Genomic DNA, 25,015 nt, shown 5'->3' with positions numbered 1-25,015 from the left:
GGCGGCCCACGGGAGCGACGACCTGGCGGATGCGGACGGCCCGGACCCCTCACGGGGCCGGGCCGTCCGTGTGCCCGCCGGTGTCAGAGCGCCTGCGGGAAGGTGCTGAACAGCCGCTGCGGGTCGTAGGTCCGCTTGACCTGGGCGAGGCGGGTCGCGGCGGCGCCGTAGTAGGCGGACTTCCAGTCGCTGAGCCCCGGGTCGGTGTAGTTCTGGTAGGCGGCGCCCGAGGAGTAGCGGCGCATCGCGTCGTGGAAGGAATTCAGCCACGCTGTGCGGGTGGCGGACGAGCCGTTCGCCGGCCAGGACGTCAAGTACTGGGCCAGGAACCGCGAGCCGCGGTGGACGAAGGCGGTGTCGGTGCGCCCGACGCGGTTGACGGCGCCGCCCAGCGCCGTCAGCGCCACGTTCCCGCTGACGCCCTTGCGGCCGCCGCGCTCGATCTGGTCCATCAGGGTGCGGATACCGGCCGTGGACAGCGAGCGGTCGAAGAAGTGCGAGCGGGCGGCGTAGGTCTCGCGGCCCAGTTGGCCGGAGCCGGTGTGGCCGGGCAGCGAACCCGGCATGTGGCACTGCGCCGTGGACTTCGACGAGCAGCCCGCGTAGGACTCCATCGCGTCCAGGTAGCCGGTCGGCGTGAGGTGGACCGAGGTGGCGGGGCCGGGGCCGCCCGGCTGGTCGGCGAGCTTGTCGACGGCGTTCTGCAGTTCGCGGTAGCTGCCCAGCGAGAAGGCCGCGACGGAGACGGACGGGGTGTTGCCGGGGCGGGCGTCGAGATGGCAGGCGGACCATATCTCGTCGGCCTGCACCGGGCCCCACTTCTGCCAGGACGCCACGACCTTCGCCGCCTTGGACCACGGCCAGGTCATGTACGCCATCACGGCACGGGGCGCCGGATGCGTACGGAAGCGGAGCTCGGTCACCACGCCGAAGTTGCCGTTGCCGGCGCCGCGCAGCGCCCAGAACAGGTCGGCGTGCTGCTTCTTGTCGCAGTCGACGGTCTTGCCGTCGGCCGTGACCAGGGTGGCGCCGACGAGGCTGTCGCAGGTCAGGCCGTAGGCGCGGGAGACCACGCCATGGCCGCCGCCGAGGGTGAGACCGGATATGCCGACGGTGGGGCAGGAGCCCCCGGGTATGGTCACGCCGTGCGCGCCCAGGCCCTCGTACACGTCGATGAGCTTGGCGCCCGCCCCGATGCGGGTGGTGCCGCCGGACGGCGCGCCGACCTTGGAGAGCGCGGAGACGTCGATGACGAGCTTGTTGTTGCCGCTGGACCAGCCGGCGTAGGAGTGGCCGCCGCTGCGGATGGCGACCGGGGTGTCGTAGCGGCGGGCGAAGGCGAGGCATTCGGCGATGTCCGACGGGTGCTCGACATACGCGATGGCCGACGGCTTCAGCGTGTCGTAGCGGGTGTTGTAGAGGCGGCGGGCGGTCGCGTAGGCGGCGTCGGAGGCGCGCACCAGCTTGCCGTCCAGGCTCTTGCCCAGTGCGGTCCAGGACGCCTGGGAGGCGCGGCCGCGGACGGCGCCGGCGGGGGCCGAGGCCGCGTTGGTCTGTGCCGCGCCGGTGCCGGTCGCGCCGCCCGTGGCGGATGTGGAGGACGCCGCACCCGCCTTGCCGGTCTTGTTGTCGCAGCCGGTGGCAAAGGCGACCGAGGTCGCCGCGAGTCCGCCGCCCGCCTGCAGGAGTGTGCGCCGCTTCACTGGGATGAGTCCCCCTCGATGTCCGTACGGTCCTGCCCCGCTGCCGATGGCCGGCCGCTGGTCGCGGGGCACGTGCCGGGAACGCAGTACCGGGCGGATGCGGCGCGCTGTCCGCGCGTGGCGCCGTGCCCGGTAATGCTCCGCGCTGTCCGGTGCCGTCCGTGAAGTCCGTTACCGGCGTGGTGCGTTTGCTTCCCTCACTAGGCAGATGCCGTACGGGCGTGGCGGGTTCCCGGAACGGACTCGCTCATTCCAGAGGGCGCTCGGAGCCGGTGCCGGCAGGTGGTCCGGCCGGGGCCTCGGACAGATGGCGCTCCGCGTCCGTACGGGCCTGGGAGCGGGCACGGCGGGCCGGCCCCCGCCAGCCGCAGGCGCAGCGGGCCGTGCAGAAGGAACCGCTTTCGGTGGTCGAGGTCGCATGGGGGGCTCGGTCGGGCACCCTGTCACGCTACGCGTCCCAGGTGCCCTTGCGTGACGAGCCCCCTCGACGGTCGTTGAACCGGACGGTCGACGGAACGTCAGCGGCGGCGGTGGCGGAACGTGTGACCCTCCCGAGCGGACCGGCCGGCCCAGGCCGATCCCGAAGACAGCGGCCGAGGGGGCTCGTACGCGATGGTGGTGCAGGACAGGCGAGGCGGCGGTGCGGTCGCCGTGGCCGTGGCGTGCGGGACGGGTCTGGCGGTCGGGCTGCTGACGACGGGCTGTTCCCCGGACGGGGCCGCGGCCGACGACCAGGACCCGTCCGGCCGGGCCACTGCCGCCGCGGAGGTCCGCAACAGTGCCGCCGCCCTGCTGCGGGCCGGCTCCGCCGGTATCCGTACGTCCATGGAGACGGTCAGCGGCGGCACCCGCGTCGCCATCCGCGGCACCGGCGGCTACGACTTCGCCACGAGCACCGGGCGGCTGCGGGTGGTCCTCCCCGATCCCGCGGGCCGGCCCGGCGGCGGCCACCAGCCGATCACGGAGATCCTCGCGCCCGGTGCGCTGTTCATGAAGAACCGCGGGGCGGGGGTGCCCGCCGACAAGTGGGTGCGGATCTACACCGCGTCGCTGAGCGACGGGAACCTGGTCACCGGCGGGGCGACGGATCCGCTGGCCGCCGCGGAACTGCTGCGCGGCGCACGGGAGGTGACCTACCAGGGCGAGGAGCGGCTGGACGGCGTCAGGGTGCGGCACTACCGCGGGACGACGGACATCGGGGCGGCCGCCCGGCAGGCGTCGCCGCGCACGAGGCCCGCGCTGGTCGCCGCGGAACAGGGGTTCACCACCGACGCGGTGCCCTTCGACGCGTATCTGGACGAGGACGGGCGGCTGCGCAAGGTGCGCCAGTGGTTCCGCTTCGCCAACGGCGCACCGAAGGGGGCATCGGTGACATCCACCACGGAACTATCGGATTTCGGTACAAGGGTCGCGGTACAGCTGCCGGACGAGCGCGACATCTACGCGGGCAAGATCGCTTCGGCCGCGCGCTAGAACAGGGCGGCCGGGGCACGTGACGGGGGTGCTTGCCGGATGGCGGAAATGGTCCATCCGTGCCATGCGCGGAGCGTGCGCCCGTCTTTACGCTGACGGTAACCACCCCAGGCGTGGGAAGGCGCTCGAAGGAGGAGGTGTTGTACGTGGCCGGACACCGCCCTACGACGGTCCAGGACTACGTAGCCCTCGTCGAGATCGACCTGACCGGTGAGTTGATGATCGCGGCAGCGGCCGCGAGCGAGGACCGGCTCAGCCCGGACCGCATCGACGAGGTGCTGGAGGTCGACGGGGCGGACGGCGACGGCGCGGACCGGGTGCATCCGTTGGCCGGTCCGACGAGGCGCTCCCCCGGTTAGTGCGGGGCGCGACGGGCCGGCCGGCTCAGGTGCGCAGCATCCGCTCGATGGCCTTGGTGGCCTCCTGGACCTTGGCGTCGATGGCCTCGGGGCCCTTGACGGCCGCGTCGGCGACGCAGTGGCGCAGATGCTCCTCCAGGAGCTGGAGGCCGAAGGACTGCAGGCCCTTGGTGCTCGCCGAGACCTGGGTGAGTATGTCGATGCAGTAGACATCCTCTTCGAGCATCCGCTGCAGCCCGCGGATCTGGCCCTCGATCCGGCGCAGTCGCTTGATGTGCGCGTCCTTCTGCTGTGCGTAGCCGTGGGTGCCGGATGTCGCCGAATTATCTGCGTTATCGGTCACGGTTTGAGCAGCGCCCCGGGGGTCGGCGCCCGGCTGCTGGGGGTGGCAGGCCGCGGCGGCTGCGGCGCTGCCGTTGGTGTCGGCGTCCGTGGTCGTCATGGCCGTCTCCCGTGGTATCTAGGCGATCTATATACCCCTGGTGGGTATATGGTACCGAACTTTGCGGGCACCTGTGGTACCCCGTGCAGAGCATGCTGCACGATGGGCGACACTGAAGGAATGCCGGTTAGCTGTGGCTGGATGATGCGCCTAGCATCAACTCGACCGAATCCGATGCACCCCGAGGATTTCACGTGCGCTTTCGTCTGACCCCCAGGGAGACGAGCTTCTACGACATGTTCGCCGCCTCCGCGGACAACATCGTCACGGGCTCCAAGCTCCTGATGGAACTGCTCGGGGCGGACGCCTCCGCTCGTGCAGAGATCGCCGAGCGGATGCGGGCGGCGGAGCACGCGGGTGACGACGCTACCCACGCGATCTTCCACCAGCTGAACTCCTCGTTCATCACGCCGTTCGACCGCGAGGACATCTACAACCTCGCCTCGTCGCTCGACGACATCATGGACTTCATGGAAGAGGCGGTCGACCTGGTCGTCCTCTACAAGGTCGAGGAACTGCCCAAGGGCATCGACCAGCAGATCGAGGTACTGGCACGGGCGGCCGAGCTGACCGCCGAGGCCATGCCGCATCTGCGGACCATGACCAACCTCACCGAGTACTGGATCGAGGTCAACCGCCTGGAGAACCAGGCCGACCAGATCCACCGCAAGCTGCTCGCGCACCTCTTCAACGGCAAGTACGACGCCATCGAGGTCCTCAAGCTCAAGCAGATCGTGGACATCCTGGAAGAGGCGGCGGACGCGTTCGAGCACGTCGCCAACACGGTCGAGACCATCGCGGTCAAGGAGTCCTGAGCGCCGCTTATGGACACCTTCGCGCTCGTCGTGACCATCGCGGTCGCGCTCGGTTTCACCTATACCAACGGCTTCCACGACTCCGCGAACGCCATCGCGACCTCGGTCTCGACGCGGGCACTGACGCCGCGCGCGGCGCTGGCGATGGCCGCCGTGATGAACCTCGCCGGTGCGTTTCTCGGCAGCGGGGTCGCCAAGACGGTCAGCGAAGGGCTGATCGCCACTCCCCAGGGCAACCAGGGGATGGGCATTCTCTTCGCCGCGCTGCTCGGTGCGGTGGTCTGGAACCTCGTCACCTGGTACTTCGGCCTGCCGTCCTCGTCCTCGCACGCCTTGTTCGGCGGCATGGTCGGTGCGGCGCTGGCCGGTGGCACCAAGGTCATCTGGGGCGGCGTGATCGAAAAGGTCGTCCTGCCGATGTTCATCTCACCGGTCATCGGCCTGGTGCTCGGCTATCTCGTGATGGTCGTGATCCTCTGGATGTTCCGTAAGTCCAACCCGCACAAGGCCAAGCGCGGCTTCCGCATAGCGCAGACCGTCTCGGCCGCCGGTATGGCGCTCGGACACGGTCTGCAGGACGCCCAGAAGACCATGGGTGTCGTGGTGATGGCCCTGGTCATCGCCGATGTCGAGGACGCGAACGACGCCATCCCGATCTGGGTCAAGCTGGCTTGTGCGCTCACCCTCTCGCTGGGCACGTACGCGGGCGGCTGGCGCATCATGCGCACCCTGGGCCGCCGCATCATCGAGCTGGACCCGCCGCAGGGCTTCGCCGCGGAGACCACCGCCGCCTCGGTCATGTACACCGCCTCGTTCATGTTCCAGGCGCCGATCTCCACGACCCATGTGATCACCTCCGCGATCATGGGTGTCGGCTCGACCAAGGGCCCGCGTGCGGTGCGCTGGGGCGTCGCCAAGAACATCGTGATGGGCTGGTTCATCACCATGCCGGCGGCGGCGCTGGTCGCGGCGCTGGCGTTCTGGCTGATCCGGCTGGCCTTCGGCTGACCGACCCGGCCACCGCACACAGCAGGCCACGGCACACAGAACACAGAATGGGCCCGCCCCCGGGAAGAGGGGCGGGCCCTTCGTCGTGCGGTGGCACCGCCATGCAGCACCGCAGGACGTGGTGGGGCGGCCCCGGCCGTGCGGCCGGGGCGCGCTCGCGGCTCAGCCGAAGCGGCCGGAGATGTAGTCCTCCGTGGCCTGCACCGACGGGTTGGAGAAGATCCGCTCGGTCTCGTCGATCTCGACCAGCTTGCCGGGCTGGCCGACGGCGGCGAGGTTGAAGAAGGCCGTACGGTCCGAGACGCGCGCGGCCTGCTGCATGTTGTGCGTGACGATGACGATCGTGAAGCGCTCCTTGAGCTCACCGATCAGGTCCTCGATGGCGAGGGTGGAGATCGGGTCGAGCGCCGAGCACGGCTCGTCCATCAGCAGCACCTGCGGCTCCACCGCGATGGCGCGGGCGATGCACAGCCGCTGCTGCTGGCCGCCGGAGAGGCCCGAGCCGGGCTTGTTCAGCCGGTCCTTGACCTCGTTCCAGAGGTTGGCGCCCTTGAGGGACTTCTCGACGACGTCCTTGAGCTCGCTCTTCTTGTACGAGCCGTTCAGCCGCAGACCGGCGGCGACGTTGTCGAAGATCGACATCGTGGGGAACGGGTTGGGCCGCTGGAAGACCATGCCGACGGTGCGGCGGACGGCGACCGGGTCGACGCCGGAGCCGTAGAGGTCCTCGTCGTCCAGCATCACCTTGCCCTCGACGCGGCCGCCGGGGGTGACCTCGTGCATCCGGTTCAGGGTGCGCAGGAAGGTCGACTTGCCGCAGCCGGAGGGGCCGATGAAGGCGGTCACGGAGCGCGGCTCGACCGTCATCGAGATGTCGTCGATGGCCTTGTGGCTGCCGTAGTAGGCGGAGAGGCCGCTGACGTCGATTCGCTTGGCCATGGAAATCACTGCTTCTTTCTGTCGCCGGGCTGGGTCAGCGGCCGGGCTGCGTCAAAATGGTCGGACTTCGTCTCGCTTCCGCTCCGGCCGGGCGCCGCACCCTCGTTCCTCGGGTGCGCCCCCCGGCCTGTGCCGCAGCTCAACTCCGTCCTCCGCGAGGGGCCTTCCAGCGGGCGATGCCGCGGGCCAGCAGGTTGAGGATCATCACGAAGGCGATGAGGACCAGAGCCGCGGCCCAGGCGCGGTCGTAGGAGGCCTCGGAGCCCTGCTGCCACTGCTGGAAGACGTAGAGCGGAAGCGACTGCTGGGCGTCTTCGAAGGGGTTGTTGTTGATCGTCTTCGCGCCCCACACCAGGAGCAGCACGGGGGCCGTCTCACCGGTGATACGCGCGATGGAGAGCATCACGCCGGTGGTGATGCCGCCGATCGAGGTCGGCAGGACGACCTTGAGGATCGTGCGCCACTTGGGCACGCCGAGGGCCAGCGACGCCTCGCGCAGCTCGTTCGGGACGAGCTTGAGCATCTCCTCGGTGGAGCGGACCACGACCGGCATCATCAGGATCGCCAGGGCCATCGAGCCGGCGAAGCCGGACGGGCCGAAGCCGAGGATCAGGATCCACACGGAGAGGACGAACAGGCCGGCCACGATCGACGGGATGCCGGTCATGACGTCGACGAAGAAGGTGACGGCCCGGGCGAGCCGGCCGCGTCCGTACTCGACGAGGTAGATCGCGGTGAGCAGACCGATCGGCGCGGCGATCAGGGTGGCCAGGCCGACCTGCTCCAGGGTGCCGATGATCGCGTGGTAGATGCCGCCGCCGGGCAGCGCGTCCGGGGTGGTGCCCATGGAGTGGGACAGGAAGTAGCCGTTGAGGACCTTGGTGCCGCGGGCGATGGTCTCCCACAGGAGGGAGGCCAGCGGTATGACGGCGATCAGGAAGGCGATCCAGACCAGGCAGGTGGCCAGCCGGTCCTTGGCCTGCCGGGCGCCCTCGACGCCGGCGGCCAGGGCGAACGTGCCGAGGATGAAGAGCAGGGCGGCGATCAGGCCCCACTGGAGGGTGCTGTCCAGGCCGGCGGCCAGCCCGATGCCGCAGCCCGCACCGGCCGCGACCAGCGCGAGGACCGGCGGGGTCCAGCGGGGCAGCCGGGCCTGCTTGAGGGAGACCGGAAGCGGGCCGCCGCCGTTCGAGACCGCGGGGCGGTCGGTCGTGATGCTCATGCCGCCACCTCGCTGCGCGAGGCAACGCATTCGCGAAGCGCGCACCTGTTGTTGATTCCTTCGCTTCGCTCACTCATGCGGCGGCTCCCGAGTACTCCTTGCGGCGGGCGATGATCAGGCGGGCCGCGCCGTTGACGAGCAGCGTGATCACGAAGAGGACGAGGCCGGAGGCGATCAGGGCGTCCTGGCCGAAGCTGTCGGCCTCGCTGAACTTGCTGGCGATGTTCTGGGCGAAGGTGCCGCCGCCCGGGTCCAGCAGGCTGGTGTTGATGAGGAAGCTGGGCGAGAGGACCGTCGCCACGGCCATCGTCTCGCCGAGCGCGCGGCCCAGGCCCAGCATCGAGGCGCTGATGACTCCGGAGCGGCCGAAGGGGAGCACCGACATCCGGATGACTTCCCAGCGGGTGGCGCCCAGCGCCAGCGCGGCCTCCTCGTGCATCCTCGGGACCTGCAGGAACACCTCGCGGCTCACGCTGGTCACGATCGGCAGGACCATGATCGCGAGCAGGATGCCGACGGTGAACAGCGAACGGGCCGCCCCGCCGCCGTACGAGAAGATGCCGGTCCAGCCGAGGTAGCTGTCCAGCCAGCTGTAGAGGCCGGTCAGGTGCGGGACGAGGAAGAGCGCGCCCCACAGCCCGTAGATGATGCTGGGCACCGCGGCGAGCAGATCGATGACGTAGCCGAGCGGCGAGGACAGCTTGCGCGGGGCGTAGTGCGAGATGAACAGCGCGATGCCGACCGCGACCGGGACCGCGATGACCATCGCGACCACCGAGCTGACGACGGTGCCGAAGGCGAGGACCGCGATGCCGAACTTCGGCTCCATCCCGGTGGCGTTCCAGTCCAGGGTGGTGAAGAAGTTGGCCTTGTCGCCGGAGATGGCGAGCACGGAGCGGTAGGTGAGGAAGACCGCGATGGCGGCCATGATCACCAGGAGGGCGATACCGGAGCCCCGGGACAGCCCGAGGAAGATCCGGTCACCGGGGCGGACCGCCTTGCCGGAGACGGCGGAGCGGCCGTCGTTCCCTGGCGGGGGCGGGGTTTCGGTTGGCGAGGTAGCAGAATTCATGGATTCTCCGGTCTGCGGAGCCGGTGAGGGCTCCTGGCGCGGCGGTGCACCGGACGGGCGGCGGCCCGAAAGGGGCCCTGGTGAAGGGGCCCCTTTGGCCTGCGACGGTCTACGGGGCCGCCGCCCGGTGGGTCAGGAGAGCGTGGCGACGGTCTTGCGGACCTTGTCGGCGATCTCGGTCGGCAGCGGGGCGTAGCCGAGCTGCTTGAGCGCGCTCTGGCCGTCCTTGCTGGAGATGTAGGTCAGGAAGGACTTGGTGGCGGCCAGCGTCTCGGGCTTGTTGCCCTTGTCGCAGGCGATCTCGTTGGTCACCAGGGTGATCGGGTAGGCGCCCTCGGCCTTGGTGGTGTAGTTGAGCTTCAGGGCCAGGTCGTTGCCCTTGCCGGCCTGGGTGGCCTCGGAGATCGCCTTGGAGGCGTTGTCGACGGTGGCGTCGACCGGGGCCTTGGCGCCGGTGTCCAGCTTGACCGTGGGGATCTTGCCGGCCGTCGCGTAGGACAGCTCGAAGTACGAGATCGCGCCGCTGGTCTGCTTGACCTGCGAGGAGACGCCGGCCGAGCCGGAGGCCGCCTGGCCGCCGGCGCCTTCCCACTTCTTCGCCGGCTCGTGCTTCCAGTCGCCGGGGGCCGCGCCCTTGAGGTACTTGGTGAAGTTGTCGGTGGTGCCCGAGTCGTCCGAGCGGTGGAAGGCCTGGATCTTGAGGTCCGGGAGCTTCGCGTCCGGGTTCAGCTTCTTGATCGCGGCGTCGTTCCACTTGGTGATCTTCGAGTCGAAGATCTTCGCCAGGGTCGGGGCGTCCAGCACGAGGTTGTCCACGCCGGGGACGTTGTAGCCGATCGCGACCGGGCCGCCGACCATCGGCAGGTCGATGGCCTGGCCGCCCTTGCAGACCTGCTTCGACTTCGTGATCTCGTCGGGCTTGAGCGGGGAGTCGGAGCCCGCGAAGGCGGTCTGGCCCTGCAGGAAGGTGGTGACACCGGCGCCGGAGCCGGTCGGCTGGTAGTTGATCTCGGTGCCCTTGCAGGCGCCCGCGTAGTTCTGCACCCACACGTCCATGGCGTTCTTCTGCGCGGAGGAGCCGGACGCGAGCAGCTTGCCCTTGCCCTCGCACTTGATGTTCGACGGCTTGGCGGCGGCACCGCCGCCGGCGCCGGAGGTGTCATCGGAGCCGCACGCCGTCAGGGCCAGGGCACCCGAGACGGCGAGAGCGCCAACGGCGAGGGCGCGAACCCGGTTCTTGCGCTGAAGCTTCACTGTCGAAAGTTCCTTCCTGGGGCGCGCCGCTTCGTCGGCGTGCGAGGTGATGAGGATCTGGGGGCTACCGCGGTCTGCGATGCCGGCTGGCCGTGTCGCGCTTGCACTACGGGCGAGACGCGCACTCGGCACGGCCGAAATTAGGCAGATCAGATGAAGCGGCCGATGGAGGGGAGTGAACGCACGGTGAACCTCGGCCATCGGCTGGGTGCGGGAGCAGAAGTGCTCGCCAGCCCGTGCGAAACGGCCCGTCGCCCTGTTGAATTACCGGCGGGTATGGCAGCATCCGCGCCTGAGGAACACGCGAATCGGTGCGGAACGACCGGAGGTGGCTGGTGGGGAGCCAGGGGGCACGGCAGGGCGTTCGGGGCGTACGGGGCGGTCGGGAACCATGGGGTGCACGGGGTCCATGGGGCGTGCGGGGGAGCCGGCTGGTGGCGTGCACCGCCGTCGTCCTGTGCGCGATGGGGCTGCTCGGCGGCACGGCGACGGCTGCCTACGCCGATGACCCGAAGAACCCGTCCGCGGACACGGGGCGGGCCGCCGACGCCGGAGCGGCCGCGGACGCCGACGCCCGGCGCCTCGACGACGTACGCAAGAAGATCGACGCCCTCTACCGCAAGGCCGAGCAGGCCACCGACGCCTACAACGCCGCCAAGGAACAGGTCGAGATCCAGCAGAAGGAGATCGTCAAGCTGGCGCGCAGCATCGACACCACCCAGCGCCGGCTGGCCACCCTCAAGCGGCAGGCCGGCGCGCTGGCCAGTGCCCAGTACCGCGGCGGCGGGCTGCCCGCCGAGGCGAAGCTGATGCTCAACGTCGACCCCGAGGGCTTTCTCGACAATGCCACCCTCGCGCGCAAGGGGCAGCTGGCGGCCAAGCGAATGATCAGCCAACTTTCCCATCTCGAGGGCGACTTGGAGGATTATTCGGACTCCGCGACGGAGCGCTGGGAGAAGCTGGAGGCGAACCGCAAGAAGAAGGAAAGCGCCCGGCGGGACATCAAGAAAAAGATCGACGAGGCAAAGAAGCTGGAATCCCGGCTGGCCGCCAAGGAAAAGGACCGGCTGAAGAAGCTGGAGGACGAGCAGGCCTTCAAGCAGCAGCAGAAGTGGCTGGACTCGGGCGTACTGAAAGACATCAGCAACAAAGCGTCGGCCCTCGGCAAGAAGGCGATCTCGTTCGCCACCGCGCAGATCGGCAAGGATTATGTGTGGGGTGCGGAGGGGCCGGACACCTTCGACTGCTCCGGGCTGACCCTGCGGGCGTGGCAGGCCGGCGACCGGACCATTCCGCGGACCTCCCAGGAGCAGTGGCGGCAGCTGCCCCGGGTCGCACTCAAGGACATGCGGCCCGGCGATCTGATCATTTATTTCTCCGATGCCAGCCATGTCGGGATGTATCTCGGTGACGGCGCGATTGTGCATGCACCGCGGCCCGGCCGGCAGGTCACCATCACCGGCGCCGGTTCGATGCCGATCCTCGGTGTCGTCCGCCCCGATGGTGACCGCTGACACGATGGCGCGGATCACATGCACGATAAATGACCGAATTGTTCGCTGTCCGAGGGTCGTCGTCGTGTAGCGGAATGCACTCGGGCGGGGTGATGTTCGTCATTCCGCATTCCACCCTCCCCAGGTCAAATGGCTTATCGGGTGCGGCATATGACGATGGCCGATTGCCATCGGGCATTCCATCCCACTCCGTACTGGCGCTATGGTCGCCTGGCAGTGCCCGGTGCACGCCCCCGCTCCATTGACCGACGAGCGGTGGCAGCCGGGCACGGTGGTGCGCCGTCGGCGCCCCGCCGCACCCCTCGGGGGGAGGGAAGGAAGCAGACCAATGCCCGTACCCGTACCGCACCAGCGGACGGTCGTGCTGCCGCACCAGGCAGGACCGGTGGACGACGCCTGCGCGGATACCGCGCAGGTCGCCGGCGCGCCGGGCGCGGGGGACACGACGGTCCAGGGCGTGAGCGCCCCGGCAACCGCCGTGGGCCGGCCGTCGGACCCTCCGGCCTCGTCGGACCACCTGGCCTCGCACGGCTTCCAGAACGCCGGCCGGCCGCAGCCGGCCGAACAGCGAGTTTCGGCCGACCATGGGCCCCTCCATCAGGGTCTGACCCTGCTCCTCATCGGCGAGGACCCCAACAGCCATGTCCCCGATATGTGGGACTGGGCCGGCCGCAAGGTGCGCCTGCGGACAGCCCGCAACCTCACCGAGGCCGAGCGGCTGCTCACCGACGACGTGCACTGCATCCTGCTCGATCTTCCCCCGCGCGCGCCCGGCGACCGCACGGAGCGCGACCCGGCCCGCGCCGGCGCGCCCGACGACGAGCTGGGCATGCTGCGCGACGTCCTGCGGATGGCCACCTCGCACGCCGTCCTCGTCCTCACCTACGAGACGGACGCCCAGCGCGCCGCCGACGCCGTACGCGTCGGCGCCCAGGACTACCTCTTCCGCGACGAGCTGGACGGCGCGGTGCTCAGCCGCGCGGTCCGCTATGCCGTCGAGCGCAAACGCGCCGACCTCGCGCAGCGCCAGCTCACCGAGTCGCGGATGCTCGCCCAGGAGAACGCCCGCCTGGAGCGTGGCCTGCTGCCCACGCCCCTGCTCGACGGCTCCAACCTGCGCTTCGCCGCCTGCTACCGCCCCGGCCGCAGCCGGGCGCTGCTCGGTGGCGACTTCTACGACACCGTCCGCACCCCGGACGGCACCGTCCACGCGATGATCGGCGACGTCTGCGGCCACGGCCCCGACGAGGCCGCCCTCGGCGTGGAGCTGCGCATCGCCTGGCGCGCGCTGACCTTCGCCGGCCTCTCCGGCGACGAGCTGCTGGCCACCCTGCAGAAGGTGCTGGAGCACGAGCGGGCGGACGACGAGATCTTCGCGACGCTGTGCACCGTCGACATCTCCGCGGACGGCCGCCGCGCGGGTCTGTGCCTGGCCGGCCACCCCGCACCGCTGCTGGCCCAGGCCGGCGAGCGCCCGCAGCTGCTGCCGTACGAATTCGGCGGCCCGGCGCTCGGCCTGCTGCCGAATGCCCGCTGGCCGCGCCGGCAGGTGGAGCTGGGCGGCTCGTGGAGCCTGATGATGTACACCGACGGCCTGATCGAGGGCCGGATCGGCCAGGGGAACCAGCGCCTCGGCCAGGAGGGCATGACCGAGCTGGTGAGCCGGCAGATGGCCGCCGGCCTCACGGGCGAGGAGCTGCTGGAGGCCTCGGTCAGGGAAGTGCGCGATCTGAACGGCGGCGAGCTGACGGACGATGTCGCCGTCCTGCTGCTGGACCGGCGCTGAGGCGCCAGGGGCTTCGCGGATACGCCCCCGGGGGCGGCTGAGGCGCTCGCCGCCACAACGGCGCCAGGGGCCCGGCGGGGCAGGCGGCGAGGACTGTGTCGTCCCGCTCGGCGCCCGCCGGGTGGGGCCCGTACGGCCCGTCGTCGTTCCGCTCAGCGCCCGCCGTTGTAGGGCCCGTACGGACCGTCCGAGCTGGAACCCCCGCGCCGGGGACCGCGGCCCCCGCCGGAGACCGCGCGGAGCGCCGGACGTACGTCGACGGTGTAGACGATCACCGCGATCACGCCGATGACCGGCAGGAACGACATGATCGGGAGAATGAACAGCAGCGCCGTGGCAAGGGCGAGGAAGATCAGCCACATGCCCTTGGTCTGCTTGCTCGCGGCGCGATAGGCGTCCTCGCGGCGCACGGCCGCATCGATCAGCATCACGGCGGCATAGACACCCAGGGCGAGCTGCACCCAGCTCAGAATGCTCTGGAACCCGTAAATCAGCACGCCTTGCACCGCCCGTTCGCCAGTCGTGTCGTCTCGGTCCACGGCGGCCCGTCAGCCGCCCGTGCGGCCCCACCGTACCCGGACAACGGGCCGGGCACCCGAAGTGTGCCCGGCCCGGCCCGTGAAACGGGGTTCTCGGCGAAAGGTGAGCGAGCTCACGCGTCCTCGCCGGCTGCGCCCACCGCCCTCACTTGGCGGACGGCGGGGTGCTCTTCTTGGCCGGCGCCGGGGCCGGCTTGCGCTGTGCGACGGGCTTCTTCGGCGCGGCCGGCTTGGGCTGCGCCGTCGGGGTGGCCTTGGTCTCCGCCTTGGCGCCGTTCGCCGTCTGGGGCTTCGCGCCCGCCGGCTGGGGCTTGGTGGGGGAGGTCTGGGACTTCGTGCCGCTCTTGCCCGCCGGCTTCGGGGCCGGCTCCGGCTCGATCGCCACCGCGAGGTCCTCGACCTGGTCGGCGGCCTCGCCGCGCCAGGTCGCCACCGCGCCGCGACCGCGCTCGGCCAGCTCCTCGTAGCCCTCACGGGTGCGGACGACGGCCTCGGCCGCACGGCCCACGCCCTGCAGCGCCAGCTCCTGGGCCTGGTCGCGGACCTTCTTGATGTCGCCGTCCAGCGAGCCCAGCAGCTCGGTCAGCTTCTCCTTGGCGTCCTTCGCCTGCTTGGTGACCAGGGCCTGGACGTCCTTGGGCTCGGTGCTGCGGACGGACTCGAAGCGCTTGGGCGCCTCGACCCGGATCTTCTCGACGAACTGCGGTACCTCGCCGAGCTTCTCGGCAGCCAGGTCGACGGTGCCGGCCAGGGCGTACAGCGGGGTCGCGTCGGTCAGGGCCTTGCGGAGGTCATCGGTGTTGATGGCCATGACGTTATTCCTCCTGGAAACGAAATCGGTTGCTCAGGTGGCGTGCGGGCCGCCGTCGGCCTCTGTCTCAAGGGAGTCCGTGCCGCGCCCGTTCTCAGGCCCGCTCGTAGCGGCGTCCATGCCGCCGCCCCCGAGCCCGTTCTCCTTGCGGAAGGACTCGTAGATCTGCAGCAGGACCTGCTTCTGTCGCTCGTTCAGCGCCGGGTCGGTGAGTATCGCGGTCTGCACCTCGACGCCGTCCAGACCCTGCCGTTCGTCCAGAATCCCGGCCTGGACGTACAGCGTCTCCGCGGATATCCGCAGCGCCTTGGCGAGCTGCTGCAGGATCTCCGCGCTCGGCTTGCGCAAGCCGCGCTCGATCTGGCTGAGGTACGGGTTGGACACCCCGGCGGCATCCGCGAGCTGCCGCAGACTCAGCTGCGCGGTGCGCCGCTGCTCCCGCAGGAACTCGCCGAGATTGCCGACGTTGAGTGATGCCATACCTCGATGGTGCCTCGGCATGCTAACTATTGCAAGCGCGGTGCTAGCTGGAGTAGTCCGGGCGGGTGGGGTGGGCCGGGCCCGGCCCGCATCCGGTCTCGTCCGGACCGGTGGTCAGCTTCCCGTTCGCCCGAGAGGGGTCGCCTCGACGCTCCCGTGGGCGGGCCGGCCGGTGTGGCTGCCCACGGGAGCCGGCCGGGTCACCGGTTCGCTTCGAGGGCGGCGCGCCACACCGGGCTGTCCACGTAGTGGTTGTCGAAGCGCTCCGACGAATCCTTGATCTCCTGCGGGCTCGCCTCGCCCCGCATCACCCGGCCGAGCAGCCGGAGGTAGTCGAAGCGCGGCATGCCGGGCGTGAAGACGAACAGCACATCGGCCTCGGCGCCGGGGGCCGCGGCGAAGGCGTGCGGGGTGTGCGGCGGCACCAGCAGCAGATCGCCCTCGTCGAGGACCGTGACCTCGTCGTCGACGAGCACCTGCAGGGAGCCGCCGATGACGAAGAAGAGCTCGGAGGCCCGGGTGTGGAAGTGCGCCGGGGCGCCGACCGCTCCCTCGGTGAACTGGGAGCGGTAGGTGGTGAGCGGGCTGCCACCGGTGCCGGAGTCGGCGAGCAGGGTCATCACGCTGCTCGGGTCGCTGGTGGTCTCGGCGTCGGCGGCGCGGGTCAGAACCGGCTTGAGTGCGGCGGCGTTCATGGGTGTTCTCCCTGGTCCGGGCTGTGGCCGCGGCTTCTGCCGGGGCTTGTGACCACAACTCTAGGAAGCGAAGAGACCTGCCACAGGGTGCATTTATGAGTCAGAACGATGGGTCAATTTCCGCGCCGACCTGCCCGGTACCGGTGGGGTCAGACCCACCGGTAGTTCTCGTCCGTGATGCCCTCCAGCGCCGCGTCGGCGACACCGGCCCGTGCGTGGGGGAGGGCGGCGAGCGCGTGCCCGACCGGCGGATACACCAGCAGATCGCCCGTCGTCCGGTGGTCGAGCCACTCGATCACGCCGATCTCGCGGGAGCCGTCCGGCAGTTCGTCGTATGTATTGCGACACGGCAGGGCGGAAGTCCGGGGTCCGGTCCCCGGACTTCTCTCGGCAGGCTCGCTGGGGCCCGGGCCACAGGGCCTGGGGCTGTTGTGGCGCGGGGCTCGTCCGGGGCGTCCGGGGGTCTATGACGGACGTGGTGCGGAGCTCGGCCTGGTGCCTATGACGACCGTGGCGTAGAGCTCGTCGGAATCGGCCACCCGGGGGAGCAGTCCGTTGCGGGTGAAGGCCTCGACGGCCTGCGGTGCCTGCCGTTCGCTCGTCTCGACCAGCAGATGGCCGCCCGGTGCCAGCCACTGCGGGGCGGCCGCGGTCACCCTTCGCAGGACGTCGAGCCCGTCCGCACCGCCGTCGAGCGCCACCAGCGGCTCGTGCTCGCGGGCCTCCGGCGGCAGCAGGCCGACCTCTTCGGTCGGTACGTAGGGAACGTTGGCCACCAGAATGTCGATACGGCCCCGCAGCCCCTTGGGCAACGCATCGAAGAGGTCGCCCTCGTGGACCCGGCCGCCGGCGGCCAGGACATTGCGCCGGGCGCAGCGCACCGCGGCGGGCTCGATGTCCGCGGCGTACAGCTCGACCGGGTTCAGGGCGGCGGCCAGTACGGCGCCCACCGCGCCGGAACCGCAGCACAGGTCGACGACGACGGTGGGCCGCCCGGTGCGCACGGCGGCCCGTCGTCCGAGGTCGACGGCCTGGCCCACCAGGAACTCGGTGCGGCGGCGCGGTACGAAGACGCCGGGATCGACAGCGATCCGCCGTCCGTAGAACTCCGCCCAGCCGACGACGTGTTCCAGGGGCAGGCCGCGGGTGCGCCGCTCCACCATGGCGGCGAGCGCGTCGGCCGTACGGGCGGTGGAGAAGAGCAGTTCCGCCTCGTCCTCGGCGAAGACGCAGCCTGCGGCGCGCAGCGTGGTGACGACGGCGGAGCGGGTGAGGGGTGCGGAAACGGGCACCGCGAGGGGGGTGGGAAGGGGTGACGGGTGGGACGGCATCGGGGACGACATGTGAGCCTTTCGGGGCGCCTAGTGCGCTTCCCGGGTCACCTGTGTCGGGCGGCCACCTGCATCTCGGGGACCGCACGGCTGTGAGCCGGGAGCACCTGCCTGGTCTGGCGGGGAATCGGTCTCACCTCCTGGTCAGTCCACTACTGGGGGCGCCACATTACCTGACCTGGGTCGCGGCGCACAGGCGGACGGGTTCGGGCCGGGTCCGGGCCCTGCGCCCCGACTCCGTCTGCGGGGGCTGCGGATGACGGTCTTACGGGTGGCTGATCGCGCCGGCGGGGCGGCGGATGCCGGCTCAGGAGCGCGTGGCGGGGGCCCGTCGATCGGGGCCTGCTGATCGCCGTCTGCCGACCGCCGCCTGCACACCGCTGCCTGTCGTCTGTCGGCTCAGCGCGCGGCCGGTCCGCCGATGCCGCCGACCTCGACCGCGCCGATGCGTCCGGCGTCGTCGAAGGAGACGTCGACCGTCGTGCCGGTGGGCAGGTCGGCGCTGATGCGGCCGGGGGCGTGGCGCTGGGGAAGCCGGTGGTGGTCGAAGTAGCCGGCCACCACCGCGTGGGCCGAACTCCCGTGCACACCCGCGCCGGTGAGCAGGGTCCGCGGCAGGGTGACCGGGTCGGGCGCCGCCCACGGGACCTGCGCGTCGTCCGGCACCATGTAGAGCCGGGCATCCTCGCTCGCCTGGACGCCCAGGTATCCGGCGGCGCCCAGCACGCCCATCGCCCCGAACGCCAGGGTCTCCACGGCTCTACGGGGGTCCGCGCACCCCGACAGGTCGACGACTTCCTCGGTGAACTCCCGGATGCCGTGCGTCTGCCCGTACTGCCGCACCGCCTCCGCCGCGCCCACCGTCGGCATGTCCCGGAATCCGGGGTTGGCCCATCCCCACAGCCAGGAGCCATCGGAGGCGTCATAGCTGCCGAGTATGGAGATGCGCAGGTCACGGCCTGCCTGGCGGTAGATGCGCTGGGCCAGATCGGCGGTCCACGGGCCGGCCGGCAGGAAGGCGTTGAACGTTTCGAGCTGCTCGGCGCCCCAGGCGGCATGCGGCTCGGTCAGACGGACGAAGGCGTCGCTGAAAGGCGAGGGGGAGTACACGTGGCCCGACCTTAGCGAGCGTCGGCGCACGGCGGAGTGGCGGCCCATGGCGGAGAGGGTCGGCGCAAAGAGCCCCGGTGCCGGCCGTGTGCCGACGGGCCGTGGGCGATCGTGGGACGGTCGCGGGGCTGTTCGTGAGGTGCCTGTGGGGCAGTCGAGAAGAGCGGCCCCTTGGGGCAACGGCCGTGGCATGTAGGGGAGTTCATCGTCGCGGCGAATGGCTGGAAAGTACTTGTCATATCGGAAAGTACTTGTCACGCTGAATGCAGGAAGTTGGAGCAGTGCCAGTGGTCAGGGGGACAGGCATGTCGGAGTACGCCTCGAAGGATGCGGCGGCCGCACTGGACCGGATGCAGAAGCTCAGCTCGACGGTGCGGGACGGCACGAGATGGTACGTCCGGTACCAACTGGTCTACGGCTGTGCGGCCGCGGTCCTGGTGCTCTTCATCGGGCTGTTGGAGCGGCCTTACGGCGTGACGATCGGCAGTGGCTTGTGGTGTGTCGCCATCACCGGGTTGTCGGTCTACGCGGCCCGGCAGAGGGTGGCCCGTCGCGGGTTCGGATGGCGGCACGGCGTCATGATGACCTGTTGGGGGCTCCTCTACGGCGCGGTGCTGATCCCTGGCACCATGTGGTTCCCGGGGGACCCGGCGTGGTGGGTGCCCGGCGCATTGGTGGTGGCCCTTCCCGGGCTGATAGGCGCTTACTTGGAGGCCCGGCGGTGACCGACCCGTATCACGGGACCCACCCGCGTCACGCACTCGACGAAGTGATGCACGCACCGGTCCGCTTCTCCATCGTGGCGACCCTGGCGGCCGCCGACAAAGCCGAGTTCGCCTTCGTGCGCGACACCATCGAGGTGAGCGACTCGGTCCTGTCGCGGCAGGTCGCCACCCTGGAGAAGGCCGGCCATGTCGCCGTCACCAAGGGGTACATCGGCAAGCGCCCGCGCACCTGGCTCGCCCTGACGCCCGCCGGCCGCACCGCCTTCGCCGCGCACTGCCAGGCGCTGCGGGCGATAGCGGGCAACGGCGGCTGACGGAGGTCTCACGGCAGAGACGGCCGGCGGCCCGATGGAGCTGTGTTGACTTGGAGTGCGCTTCAGCTTCTAACGTCCGGGACGGGACTTCGGAACAGGTTCGGCACGAGGGCCCCGGAGTTCAGACATCAGGGCGGGATCAGGGTCACGGATCCGATCCGCCGCCGTACGTCCAGGAGGTAGCAGCAGTATGACCACGACGAACACGCCGTCGCGTCACCTCGGTGCGCTGGAGGTTTCCGCCCAGGGGCTCGGCTGCATGGGGATGAGCCATGGTTACGGGCAGTCGGACGACGCGCAGTCGGTCGCCACCATCAACCGGGCGCTCGACCTCGGCGTCAGCCTGCTGGACACCTCCGATTTCTACGGGGCGGGCCACAACGAGGAGCTGATCGGCCGGGCCATCGCCGGCCGTCGGGACGAGGTGGTGCTGGCGACGAAGTTCGGGTTCGCCAACCGGCTCGGTGAGCCGACCGCGATCCGGGGCGACGCCGCCTACGTACGGGAGGCCTGTGACGCGTCGCTGCGCCGGCTCGGCGTCGACCACATCGACCTCTACTACCAGCACCGTGTCGACCCGGACGTACCGATCGAGGAGACCGTCGGCGCGATGGCCGACCTCGTCACGGCGGGCAAGATCCGGCACCTCGGGCTGTCCGAGGCGGGCGCGGCCACCCTCCGGCGGGCGCATGCGGTGCATCCGATCGCCGCGCTGCAGAGCGAGTGGTCGCTGTGGACCCGCGATCTGGAGCAGGAGATCGCGCCGGTGTGCCGTGAACTCGGTATCGGCCTGGTGCCGTTCTCGCCGCTCGGGCGCGGTTTCCTGACCGGGCGCTACACCTCGGTGAAGGGCCTGCCGGAGTCCGATGTGCGCCGCAGCCAGCCGCGCTTCGCGGACGGCAACCTGGAGCAGAACCTGGCCATCGTGGAGCGGCTCGACGCGCTCGCCGCCCAGAAGGGCGTCAGCGCCGGACAGCTCGCCCTGGCCTGGGTGCAGCACCGCGGCAACGACGTCGTGCCGATCCCCGGCACCCGCCGGGAGAAGTACCTGGAGGAGAACCTCGGCGCCCTCGCCATCGAGCTGACCGAGGAAGAGCTCGCTGCGATCGACGCGGCGGCACCCGTCGGTGGGGTAGCCGGCACCCGGTACGACGAGGCCAGCATGACGTTCGTCAACCGGTGACTGGTCACCGGTGGCTGGTGGCCGGTGTGGCCGGTGACCACCGGTGAGGAGCGACGGGGGTGGCGGGGGAGGGGGATAGGGGCCCGCGGCAGGTGACGAGGCCGAAGGTGAAGGCGGTCGGGGTCGGGCGGCCGGGCGCTCCGCCGGTGACGAAGTGCCCGCTCAGGCCGGTGACATGACCTCGTAGAGGTTGCCGGACTCGTCGCGGAAGAACAGGCCGCGGGCGCACAGCGGGTGGTCGGTGCGGCCGTTGTCGGGGGCGGCGGGGTCGTTGCCGTAGGGGATGCCGTCGGCTTCGATGCGGGCCAGGATGGCGTCGAAGGTCGCGGGGTCGACGTCGAAGGCGAGGTGGTGGCCCTCGGCGTCCGGCACGGTCATGAAGTCGAGGGTGAGCGTCTCGTTCACCCGGACCGGGGCGAAGTGTCCCCGGCGGCCGGCCGGCGGGAGCTCCGGCAGGCCCATGACCGTCGCGAAGAAGCGGGCGGCCCTGCGGTGGTCGGCGGCCGGAACGATGGTGTGGTTGAGGGTCACGGTCATGAGGCGCTCCTGACGTTGCCGTGGGTCACGGTCATCGGTCGGTCCTGGCGTTGCCGAGGGCCATGGTCGTGGGGGCGCTCCTGGCGCTGCCGAGGGGCATGGCCGTCGGGTGTTCCTGGCGTTGTCGAAGGGCACAGGCGGGCGGGCGTCAGGCGTTCTCGGGGTGGTGGAGGGCGCCGTGCAGCAGCATGTCGATGAGTTCGGCGGGCGTGAGCGGGGCATCGGCGTCCGGTGCCGGCGTCTGCAGGCGGGTGAAGAGCAGGCCCAGGAACGCGGCGGCGACCTTCTCGGGGCTCAGCCGCAGCGCGGCCCGGTCGGGTTCGATCAGCTCGACGACGGCGTTGCGCAGGGTGGCGAAGGACTCCGCCCGGCTGTCCCTCGGCGGCCCGTCCCCGTCCCCGTCCCCATTCCCGTTCCCGTTCCCGTCCCGGGCGCCGGGTCCGGGCCCGCGACCGCGGCGGTGCCCGGAGGCGTGCAGGGCGCCGATGACGGTGCCCAGCCGTTCCAGGTGGGCGCGCAGCGCCTCGGCGGCTTCGGTCAGCCGCACGGTGAGCGGCTCGTCCAGGGGGATCGTGGCGAGCTCGCGCAGGATGTGGTCCGTGCCGACCGCCTCGGCGACACAGGCGTCCAGCACCTCGTCCTTGTCCTGGAAGACCCGGAAGATCGTGGCCTCCCCGATACCGGCGGCACGGGCGATCTGGCTGGTGGTGACGGCCGCGCCGTACTCCGCCACGAGCGGCAGTGCGGCGGCCACGATCATGGCCCGGCGCTGCTCGGCGCTCATGCCGGGGGCGCGTCGACGGGGGGAGGCTGGGGTCATGGCCCCACGGTACGGAGTGAGTACTCACTCCGTCAATGAATCGCGCACAGTCGTCCTCCGCTCGGCCAGTGACACCGCCTGCATACCTCCCCCGCCCCGCAGCCGGAACCGCGCGCATCCGCCCTCCGCTCCGTAGACTTCTTGCAGCGCTGGGGCGTGCCCGGGCGTGCCTCTGGGCGGTGTCCGGGGGAGCGTCGCCAGCCGGATGCCGCCCCCGGAGGCGAGCCGGGGCCTGGTGGACACGCCCCGGGGGCCGGTGGTGCCGACGGCCGCTGTTCCAGGGCCGTCGCCCGTACGGAAGGACGGCGCGCCATGGACTGGAAGCTCGAACTGGTGCCGATTCCCGTCGCCGACGTGGCACGGGCGAAGCGCTTCTACAGCGAACAGATGGGCTTCACCGTCGATCACGACATGAGCGTGGGCGACGGGGTGCGCATCGTGCAGCTGACGCCGCCGGGGTCGGGCTGTTCGATCGTGATCGGCGCGGGCGACGGGGTCACGGATGTGGAGCCCGGTTCGGTCCAGGGGCTGCAGCTGGTGGTCCCCGATATCGCCGCGGCCCGTGCCCAGCTGGTCGAACGGGGTGTGGCGGCCGGTCCCGTACAGCATGTGGAGAACGGGGAGTTGGCCGACGGGCCCGGCGGGGCCTGGAACTCGTTCGTCTACTTCAGCGACCCGGACGGCAACGGCTGGGCGCTGCAGGAACGCCCTGGCCTGAACTGAGGGGCGCCGGCCCGCGGACTCCTAGGATCGCCGGATGACGACGGTTCAGGAAGATTTTCTGCGGACCTTTCATGCCGCGCATCCCGCGGTGACGGTGCGGGCGATGGCCCATGGGCGAGCCGAGGACGGCCGTTCCAGCTACGAGATCCTGCGGGACCGGGTGCCGGCGTGCGGCCGGGTGCTGGATCTCGGCTGCGGCGACGGGCTGTTGCTGGAACTCCTCGCGGAGGGGGAGGCGGGGGCGCGGCGGACGCTCGCCGGGATCGACCTGTCCGCGGAGGAGCTGACGCTGGCGCGCCGCCGGCCGGGCGTCTCGGGGGCCGACCTCCGGGTCTGCCGGGCGCAGCAACTGCCCTTCCAGGACGGGTGGTTCGACGGTTGCGTATCGCATATGGCGTTGATGCTGATGAGCGATGTGGAGCAGGTGGCGGCGGAGCTGGCGCGGGTGCTGGAGCCGGGTGGCACGCTGGCCGTCGTCCTCGGTGGCGGAGCGGCCGGCGGCGAGGCGTACGAGAGGTTCCTGCAGCTGGCCAAGCCGTTGTTCCAGGCGGCCCCCGCGGAGCAGCGGAGCCCGTCGTTCGGGGATCGGCGGCTGCGGACCCACGAGGGCTTCGACGAGGTGTTCCGGCCCGCCGGGTTCGAGCCGGCCAAGTGGGAGACCGTACGGATCGACCTGTCCGGCCCGCTCGAACAGATCTGGCGGACCGTCGGCGGCTTCTACGACCTCGGCCCCCTCGATGCCGCGGTCATGGCAGAGCTGCGGGCCCGCTTCGAGGCGGAGGCGGCGGCGACGGCGCTGCCGGACGGCCGCATTCCGTGCGCGATGAACGTACGCCTCGTGACGGCGGTGCGGGGGGCTTCCTGAGCCGGGCCTGAGGGGGCTGACAAGCCTTCGGGGAATCGACGCCGCCCGGGGGCTGCCACCGGACCGGCGTTCCGGTCCGGTGGTGGCGGCTCACAAGCCCTGGGCGGCCATCCACTCCGGGTCGGGGTCGATGTTCTGCAGCACCTCGATGAGGGTGCCCTCGGGGCCCCAGACGTTGAAGCGGCGCTGTCCCCACGGCTCGTCCCGCAGCGGTTCGGCTATGGGGACGCCCTTGGCGCGCAGGGCGGCCTCCTCGGCCGCGGCGTCCTCCACCAGGAAGCCGAGGAGTACGCCGCCGGTTTCCTGGGCGCGGAAGCCCGCGGGCATGGCTTCATGTCCCCGGGCGACGAAGTCCAGGGTGTATTCGGGGTGTTGGGGGTGCTGGAGGCTGGCGTACCAGCCCAGCTCGGCGAGCGGGCGGAAGCCGAAGTGGTCGGCGTAGAAGCGGGTGCTGGCGGCGACGTCGTCGGTGAGCAGGGCGGTGCCGAGTTTGGCGAAGCGCATGGGTGTCCCCTCCGTCTGCGGCCGGCCGGTCCGGCGCACAACAACTCCAGTTGTAGTACTTTGAGTGTAGTGGTTGCCAGGGGTTTTCCGGGACCGGTTCCGAAAGAGCCCACGGGGCCGGGGTCGGGAGCCGGCTGGGGCCGGGACGGCGGAGAAGCAGGAGGCGGGCAATGATGCGAGGTGGACGACATGGTGCGTAACCCGGGGCGGCGTGCCGCGCTGGTGGATGCCGCGGTGGAGGTGCTGGCGCGCGACGGGGCGCGGGGGCTGACCTTCCGGGCCGTCGACGGTGCCGCGGGCGTGCCCAACGGCACCGCCTCCAACTACTTCGTCAGCCGGGACGACCTGCTGGCCCAGGTCGCCGGGCAGATCCACCAGCGCGTCGCGCCCGACCCGGAGGAGGTCGCCGCCGTGATGGCCGCGCCGCCGAGCCGGGCGCTGGTGGTCGAGCTGGTGGAGTGGATCAACCGCCGGGTGGCCGGGGACCGTACCGGCTATCTGGCGATGCTGGAGCTGCGCCTGGAGGCGACCCGGCGGCCCGAGCTGCAGAAGGAGCTGACCCGGACCATCCGGGCGGCCCGCGACGACGACCTCCGCTTCCATCGGGAGAGCGGGCTGCCGGGGGACGCTACGGCCGTACGGCTGATGTATCTCGCCATGACGGGGCTGATGCTGGAGCAGCTCACGCTCCCCGGCGTGGTGCCGGCCGAGGAGACGCAGGGGCTGATCTCCGCGCTCGTCGACCGCGCGATCGGTCCGGAGGGCGCGGCGTAACGGGCCCGCGGGCGGGC

Annotated in this window: 29 protein-coding genes; 12 read left to right on the top strand and 17 right to left on the bottom strand. The window is 70.9% G+C overall.

The genetic code is table 11. The features are described 5' to 3' along the window. Window positions 1–83: 83 nt before the first annotated feature. Both Scani_RS08120 and Scani_RS08115 read right to left on the bottom strand, forming a co-directional pair. A complete protein-coding gene (locus Scani_RS08120) occupies window positions 84–1,703 on the bottom strand; it encodes an FAD-binding oxidoreductase (RefSeq protein ID WP_159471398.1) in 1,620 nt (539 codons plus the stop codon). Between the two features lie 247 nt (window positions 1,704–1,950). Beyond that, complete coding sequence (locus tag Scani_RS08115; protein WP_159471396.1) at window positions 1,951–2,142, bottom strand: hypothetical protein; 192 nt, start codon at window positions 2,140–2,142, stop codon at window positions 1,951–1,953. A gap of 173 nt (window positions 2,143–2,315) precedes the next feature. Here Scani_RS08115 and Scani_RS08110 point away from each other — a divergent pair, with 173 nt between their 5' ends. After that, on the top strand, window positions 2,316–3,176 hold the full coding sequence (locus Scani_RS08110) for an SCO4651 family lipoprotein (RefSeq protein WP_159471394.1): 861 nt from the start codon (window positions 2,316–2,318) through the stop codon (window positions 3,174–3,176). A 140-nt stretch (window positions 3,177–3,316) separates the two neighbouring features. Further along, on the top strand, window positions 3,317–3,535 hold the full coding sequence (locus Scani_RS08105) for a hypothetical protein (protein WP_159471901.1): 219 nt from the start codon (window positions 3,317–3,319) through the stop codon (window positions 3,533–3,535). Window positions 3,536–3,560: 25 nt separating this feature from the next. Here Scani_RS08105 and Scani_RS08100 read toward each other — a convergent pair whose 3' ends face one another. Further along, window positions 3,561–3,977, bottom strand: a complete 417-nt coding sequence (locus Scani_RS08100) for a metal-sensitive transcriptional regulator (protein WP_159471392.1) — start codon at window positions 3,975–3,977, stop codon at window positions 3,561–3,563. Window positions 3,978–4,171: 194 nt separating this feature from the next. On the opposite strand from Scani_RS08100, the gene Scani_RS08095 reads away from it, so the two are divergent. Beyond that, the gene (locus Scani_RS08095; protein WP_042162406.1) at window positions 4,172–4,792 is read left to right on the top strand and encodes a DUF47 domain-containing protein; all 621 of its coding nucleotides are present in this window, start codon (window positions 4,172–4,174) and stop codon (window positions 4,790–4,792) included. A 9-nt stretch (window positions 4,793–4,801) separates the two neighbouring features. Continuing rightward, a complete protein-coding gene (locus Scani_RS08090; protein WP_159471382.1) occupies window positions 4,802–5,800 on the top strand; it encodes an inorganic phosphate transporter in 999 nt (332 codons plus the stop codon). A gap of 162 nt (window positions 5,801–5,962) precedes the next feature. Here Scani_RS08090 and pstB read toward each other — a convergent pair whose 3' ends face one another. The 4 genes from pstB to pstS form a co-directional block, all read right to left on the bottom strand. After that, complete coding sequence (pstB, locus tag Scani_RS08085) at window positions 5,963–6,739, bottom strand: phosphate ABC transporter ATP-binding protein PstB (RefSeq protein WP_159471380.1); 777 nt, start codon at window positions 6,737–6,739, stop codon at window positions 5,963–5,965. Window positions 6,740–6,878: 139 nt separating this feature from the next. Beyond that, window positions 6,879–7,961, bottom strand: a complete 1,083-nt coding sequence (gene pstA, locus Scani_RS08080; RefSeq protein WP_159471378.1) for a phosphate ABC transporter permease PstA — start codon at window positions 7,959–7,961, stop codon at window positions 6,879–6,881. A 73-nt stretch (window positions 7,962–8,034) separates the two neighbouring features. Continuing rightward, window positions 8,035–9,033, bottom strand: a complete 999-nt coding sequence (pstC, locus tag Scani_RS08075) for a phosphate ABC transporter permease subunit PstC (protein ID WP_159471376.1) — start codon at window positions 9,031–9,033, stop codon at window positions 8,035–8,037. 132 nt (window positions 9,034–9,165) lie between these two features. Continuing rightward, a complete protein-coding gene (gene pstS / locus Scani_RS08070) occupies window positions 9,166–10,287 on the bottom strand; it encodes a phosphate ABC transporter substrate-binding protein PstS (RefSeq protein ID WP_159471374.1) in 1,122 nt (373 codons plus the stop codon). A gap of 434 nt (window positions 10,288–10,721) precedes the next feature. On the opposite strand from pstS, the gene Scani_RS08065 reads away from it, so the two are divergent. Further along, window positions 10,722–11,801: a C40 family peptidase gene (locus Scani_RS08065; protein ID WP_246295557.1), complete on the top strand. Its 1,080-nt coding sequence runs from the start codon at window positions 10,722–10,724 to the stop codon at window positions 11,799–11,801. A 328-nt stretch (window positions 11,802–12,129) separates the two neighbouring features. Beyond that, window positions 12,130–13,587 carry a PP2C family protein-serine/threonine phosphatase gene (locus Scani_RS08060; RefSeq protein ID WP_159471372.1) on the top strand — a complete coding sequence of 486 codons (1,458 nt, stop codon included), beginning with the start codon at window positions 12,130–12,132 and terminating at the stop codon, window positions 13,585–13,587. A 152-nt stretch (window positions 13,588–13,739) separates the two neighbouring features. On the opposite strand, the gene Scani_RS08055 is transcribed toward Scani_RS08060, so the two are convergent. From Scani_RS08055 to Scani_RS08025, 7 genes are all read right to left on the bottom strand, one after another. Continuing rightward, window positions 13,740–14,084: a DUF2516 family protein gene (locus Scani_RS08055; protein WP_174872634.1), complete on the bottom strand. Its 345-nt coding sequence runs from the start codon at window positions 14,082–14,084 to the stop codon at window positions 13,740–13,742. Window positions 14,085–14,271: 187 nt separating this feature from the next. Then, window positions 14,272–14,937 carry a hypothetical protein gene (locus Scani_RS08050; RefSeq protein ID WP_159471370.1) on the bottom strand — a complete coding sequence of 222 codons (666 nt, stop codon included), beginning with the start codon at window positions 14,935–14,937 and terminating at the stop codon, window positions 14,272–14,274. A gap of 33 nt (window positions 14,938–14,970) precedes the next feature. Continuing rightward, window positions 14,971–15,417 (bottom strand): helix-turn-helix domain-containing protein, encoded by a 447-nt coding sequence (locus Scani_RS08045; RefSeq protein WP_159471368.1) that lies wholly within the window; start codon window positions 15,415–15,417, stop codon window positions 14,971–14,973. A gap of 200 nt (window positions 15,418–15,617) precedes the next feature. Next, window positions 15,618–16,112, bottom strand: a complete 495-nt coding sequence (locus tag Scani_RS08040; RefSeq protein ID WP_159471367.1) for a cupin domain-containing protein — start codon at window positions 16,110–16,112, stop codon at window positions 15,618–15,620. A 149-nt stretch (window positions 16,113–16,261) separates the two neighbouring features. Beyond that, window positions 16,262–16,411, bottom strand: coding sequence for a hypothetical protein (locus Scani_RS08035; protein ID WP_159471366.1), 150 nt, complete (start codon window positions 16,409–16,411; stop codon window positions 16,262–16,264). Window positions 16,412–16,576: 165 nt separating this feature from the next. Next, entirely contained in the window at window positions 16,577–17,455 is an 879-nt protein-coding gene (locus tag Scani_RS08030) for a putative protein N(5)-glutamine methyltransferase (protein ID WP_218039160.1), read from the bottom strand. 387 nt (window positions 17,456–17,842) lie between these two features. Beyond that, window positions 17,843–18,553 (bottom strand): DUF6882 domain-containing protein, encoded by a 711-nt coding sequence (locus tag Scani_RS08025; RefSeq protein WP_246295556.1) that lies wholly within the window; start codon window positions 18,551–18,553, stop codon window positions 17,843–17,845. Between the two features lie 305 nt (window positions 18,554–18,858). Here Scani_RS08025 and Scani_RS08020 point away from each other — a divergent pair, with 305 nt between their 5' ends. From Scani_RS08020 to Scani_RS08010, 3 genes are all read left to right on the top strand, one after another. Then, on the top strand, window positions 18,859–19,278 hold the full coding sequence (locus Scani_RS08020) for a hypothetical protein (RefSeq protein ID WP_159471364.1): 420 nt from the start codon (window positions 18,859–18,861) through the stop codon (window positions 19,276–19,278). A 47-nt stretch (window positions 19,279–19,325) separates the two neighbouring features. After that, window positions 19,326–19,592, top strand: coding sequence for a winged helix-turn-helix domain-containing protein (locus Scani_RS08015; protein ID WP_159471897.1), 267 nt, complete (start codon window positions 19,326–19,328; stop codon window positions 19,590–19,592). A 190-nt stretch (window positions 19,593–19,782) separates the two neighbouring features. After that, entirely contained in the window at window positions 19,783–20,775 is a 993-nt protein-coding gene (locus Scani_RS08010; RefSeq protein WP_159471363.1) for an aldo/keto reductase, read from the top strand. 162 nt (window positions 20,776–20,937) lie between these two features. On the opposite strand, the gene Scani_RS08005 is transcribed toward Scani_RS08010, so the two are convergent. Beyond that, window positions 20,938–21,312 (bottom strand): VOC family protein, encoded by a 375-nt coding sequence (locus tag Scani_RS08005; RefSeq protein ID WP_159471362.1) that lies wholly within the window; start codon window positions 21,310–21,312, stop codon window positions 20,938–20,940. A 148-nt stretch (window positions 21,313–21,460) separates the two neighbouring features. Then, on the bottom strand, window positions 21,461–22,132 hold the full coding sequence (locus Scani_RS08000; protein ID WP_159471361.1) for a TetR/AcrR family transcriptional regulator: 672 nt from the start codon (window positions 22,130–22,132) through the stop codon (window positions 21,461–21,463). Window positions 22,133–22,444: 312 nt separating this feature from the next. Between Scani_RS08000 and Scani_RS07995 the strand changes: the two genes are divergently transcribed. Further along, window positions 22,445–22,855, top strand: a complete 411-nt coding sequence (locus Scani_RS07995; protein WP_159471360.1) for a VOC family protein — start codon at window positions 22,445–22,447, stop codon at window positions 22,853–22,855. A gap of 34 nt (window positions 22,856–22,889) precedes the next feature. Beyond that, complete coding sequence (locus Scani_RS07990) at window positions 22,890–23,720, top strand: class I SAM-dependent methyltransferase (RefSeq protein ID WP_159471359.1); 831 nt, start codon at window positions 22,890–22,892, stop codon at window positions 23,718–23,720. A gap of 90 nt (window positions 23,721–23,810) precedes the next feature. Here Scani_RS07990 and Scani_RS07985 read toward each other — a convergent pair whose 3' ends face one another. Next, complete coding sequence (locus Scani_RS07985; protein ID WP_159471358.1) at window positions 23,811–24,224, bottom strand: VOC family protein; 414 nt, start codon at window positions 24,222–24,224, stop codon at window positions 23,811–23,813. 189 nt (window positions 24,225–24,413) lie between these two features. Between Scani_RS07985 and Scani_RS07980 the strand changes: the two genes are divergently transcribed. Next, entirely contained in the window at window positions 24,414–24,998 is a 585-nt protein-coding gene (locus Scani_RS07980) for a TetR/AcrR family transcriptional regulator (RefSeq protein WP_159471357.1), read from the top strand. Window positions 24,999–25,015: the final 17 nt, after the last annotated feature.

The sequence above is a fragment of the Streptomyces caniferus genome (assembly GCF_009811555.1).
Taxonomy (GTDB): domain Bacteria; phylum Actinomycetota; class Actinomycetes; order Streptomycetales; family Streptomycetaceae; genus Streptomyces; species Streptomyces caniferus.
Note: the sequence above shows the minus strand (reverse complement) of the source record. Positions and strands in the feature narration are given on the sequence as shown.

Bases quoted from the DNA above. Each gene is read 5' to 3' on its own strand.
- Scani_RS08110 (WP_159471394.1), top strand. From the start codon at position 2,316: ATGGTGGTGCAGGACAGGCGAGGCGGCGGTGCGGTCGCCGTGGCCGTG.
- Scani_RS08100 (WP_159471392.1), bottom strand. From the start codon at position 3,977: ATGACGACCACGGACGCCGACACCAACGGCAGCGCCGCAGCCGCCGCG.
- Scani_RS08090 (WP_159471382.1), top strand. From the start codon at position 4,802: ATGGACACCTTCGCGCTCGTCGTGACCATCGCGGTCGCGCTCGGTTTC.
- pstB (WP_159471380.1), bottom strand. From the start codon at position 6,739: ATGGCCAAGCGAATCGACGTCAGCGGCCTCTCCGCCTACTACGGCAGC.
- pstA (WP_159471378.1), bottom strand. From the start codon at position 7,961: ATGAGCATCACGACCGACCGCCCCGCGGTCTCGAACGGCGGCGGCCCG.
- pstC (WP_159471376.1), bottom strand. From the start codon at position 9,033: ATGAATTCTGCTACCTCGCCAACCGAAACCCCGCCCCCGCCAGGGAAC.
- Scani_RS08060 (WP_159471372.1), top strand. From the start codon at position 12,130: ATGCCCGTACCCGTACCGCACCAGCGGACGGTCGTGCTGCCGCACCAG.
- Scani_RS08050 (WP_159471370.1), bottom strand. From the start codon at position 14,937: ATGGCCATCAACACCGATGACCTCCGCAAGGCCCTGACCGACGCGACC.
- Scani_RS08045 (WP_159471368.1), bottom strand. From the start codon at position 15,417: ATGGCATCACTCAACGTCGGCAATCTCGGCGAGTTCCTGCGGGAGCAG.
- Scani_RS08040 (WP_159471367.1), bottom strand. From the start codon at position 16,112: ATGAACGCCGCCGCACTCAAGCCGGTTCTGACCCGCGCCGCCGACGCC.
- Scani_RS08030 (WP_218039160.1), bottom strand. From the start codon at position 17,455: ATGTCGTCCCCGATGCCGTCCCACCCGTCACCCCTTCCCACCCCCCTC.
- Scani_RS08020 (WP_159471364.1), top strand. From the start codon at position 18,859: ATGTCGGAGTACGCCTCGAAGGATGCGGCGGCCGCACTGGACCGGATG.
- Scani_RS08015 (WP_159471897.1), top strand. From the start codon at position 19,326: ATGCACGCACCGGTCCGCTTCTCCATCGTGGCGACCCTGGCGGCCGCC.
- Scani_RS08010 (WP_159471363.1), top strand. From the start codon at position 19,783: ATGACCACGACGAACACGCCGTCGCGTCACCTCGGTGCGCTGGAGGTT.
- Scani_RS08005 (WP_159471362.1), bottom strand. From the start codon at position 21,312: ATGACCGTGACCCTCAACCACACCATCGTTCCGGCCGCCGACCACCGC.
- Scani_RS08000 (WP_159471361.1), bottom strand. From the start codon at position 22,132: ATGACCCCAGCCTCCCCCCGTCGACGCGCCCCCGGCATGAGCGCCGAG.
- Scani_RS07995 (WP_159471360.1), top strand. From the start codon at position 22,445: ATGGACTGGAAGCTCGAACTGGTGCCGATTCCCGTCGCCGACGTGGCA.
- Scani_RS07990 (WP_159471359.1), top strand. From the start codon at position 22,890: ATGACGACGGTTCAGGAAGATTTTCTGCGGACCTTTCATGCCGCGCAT.
- Scani_RS07985 (WP_159471358.1), bottom strand. From the start codon at position 24,224: ATGCGCTTCGCCAAACTCGGCACCGCCCTGCTCACCGACGACGTCGCC.
- Scani_RS07980 (WP_159471357.1), top strand. From the start codon at position 24,414: ATGGTGCGTAACCCGGGGCGGCGTGCCGCGCTGGTGGATGCCGCGGTG.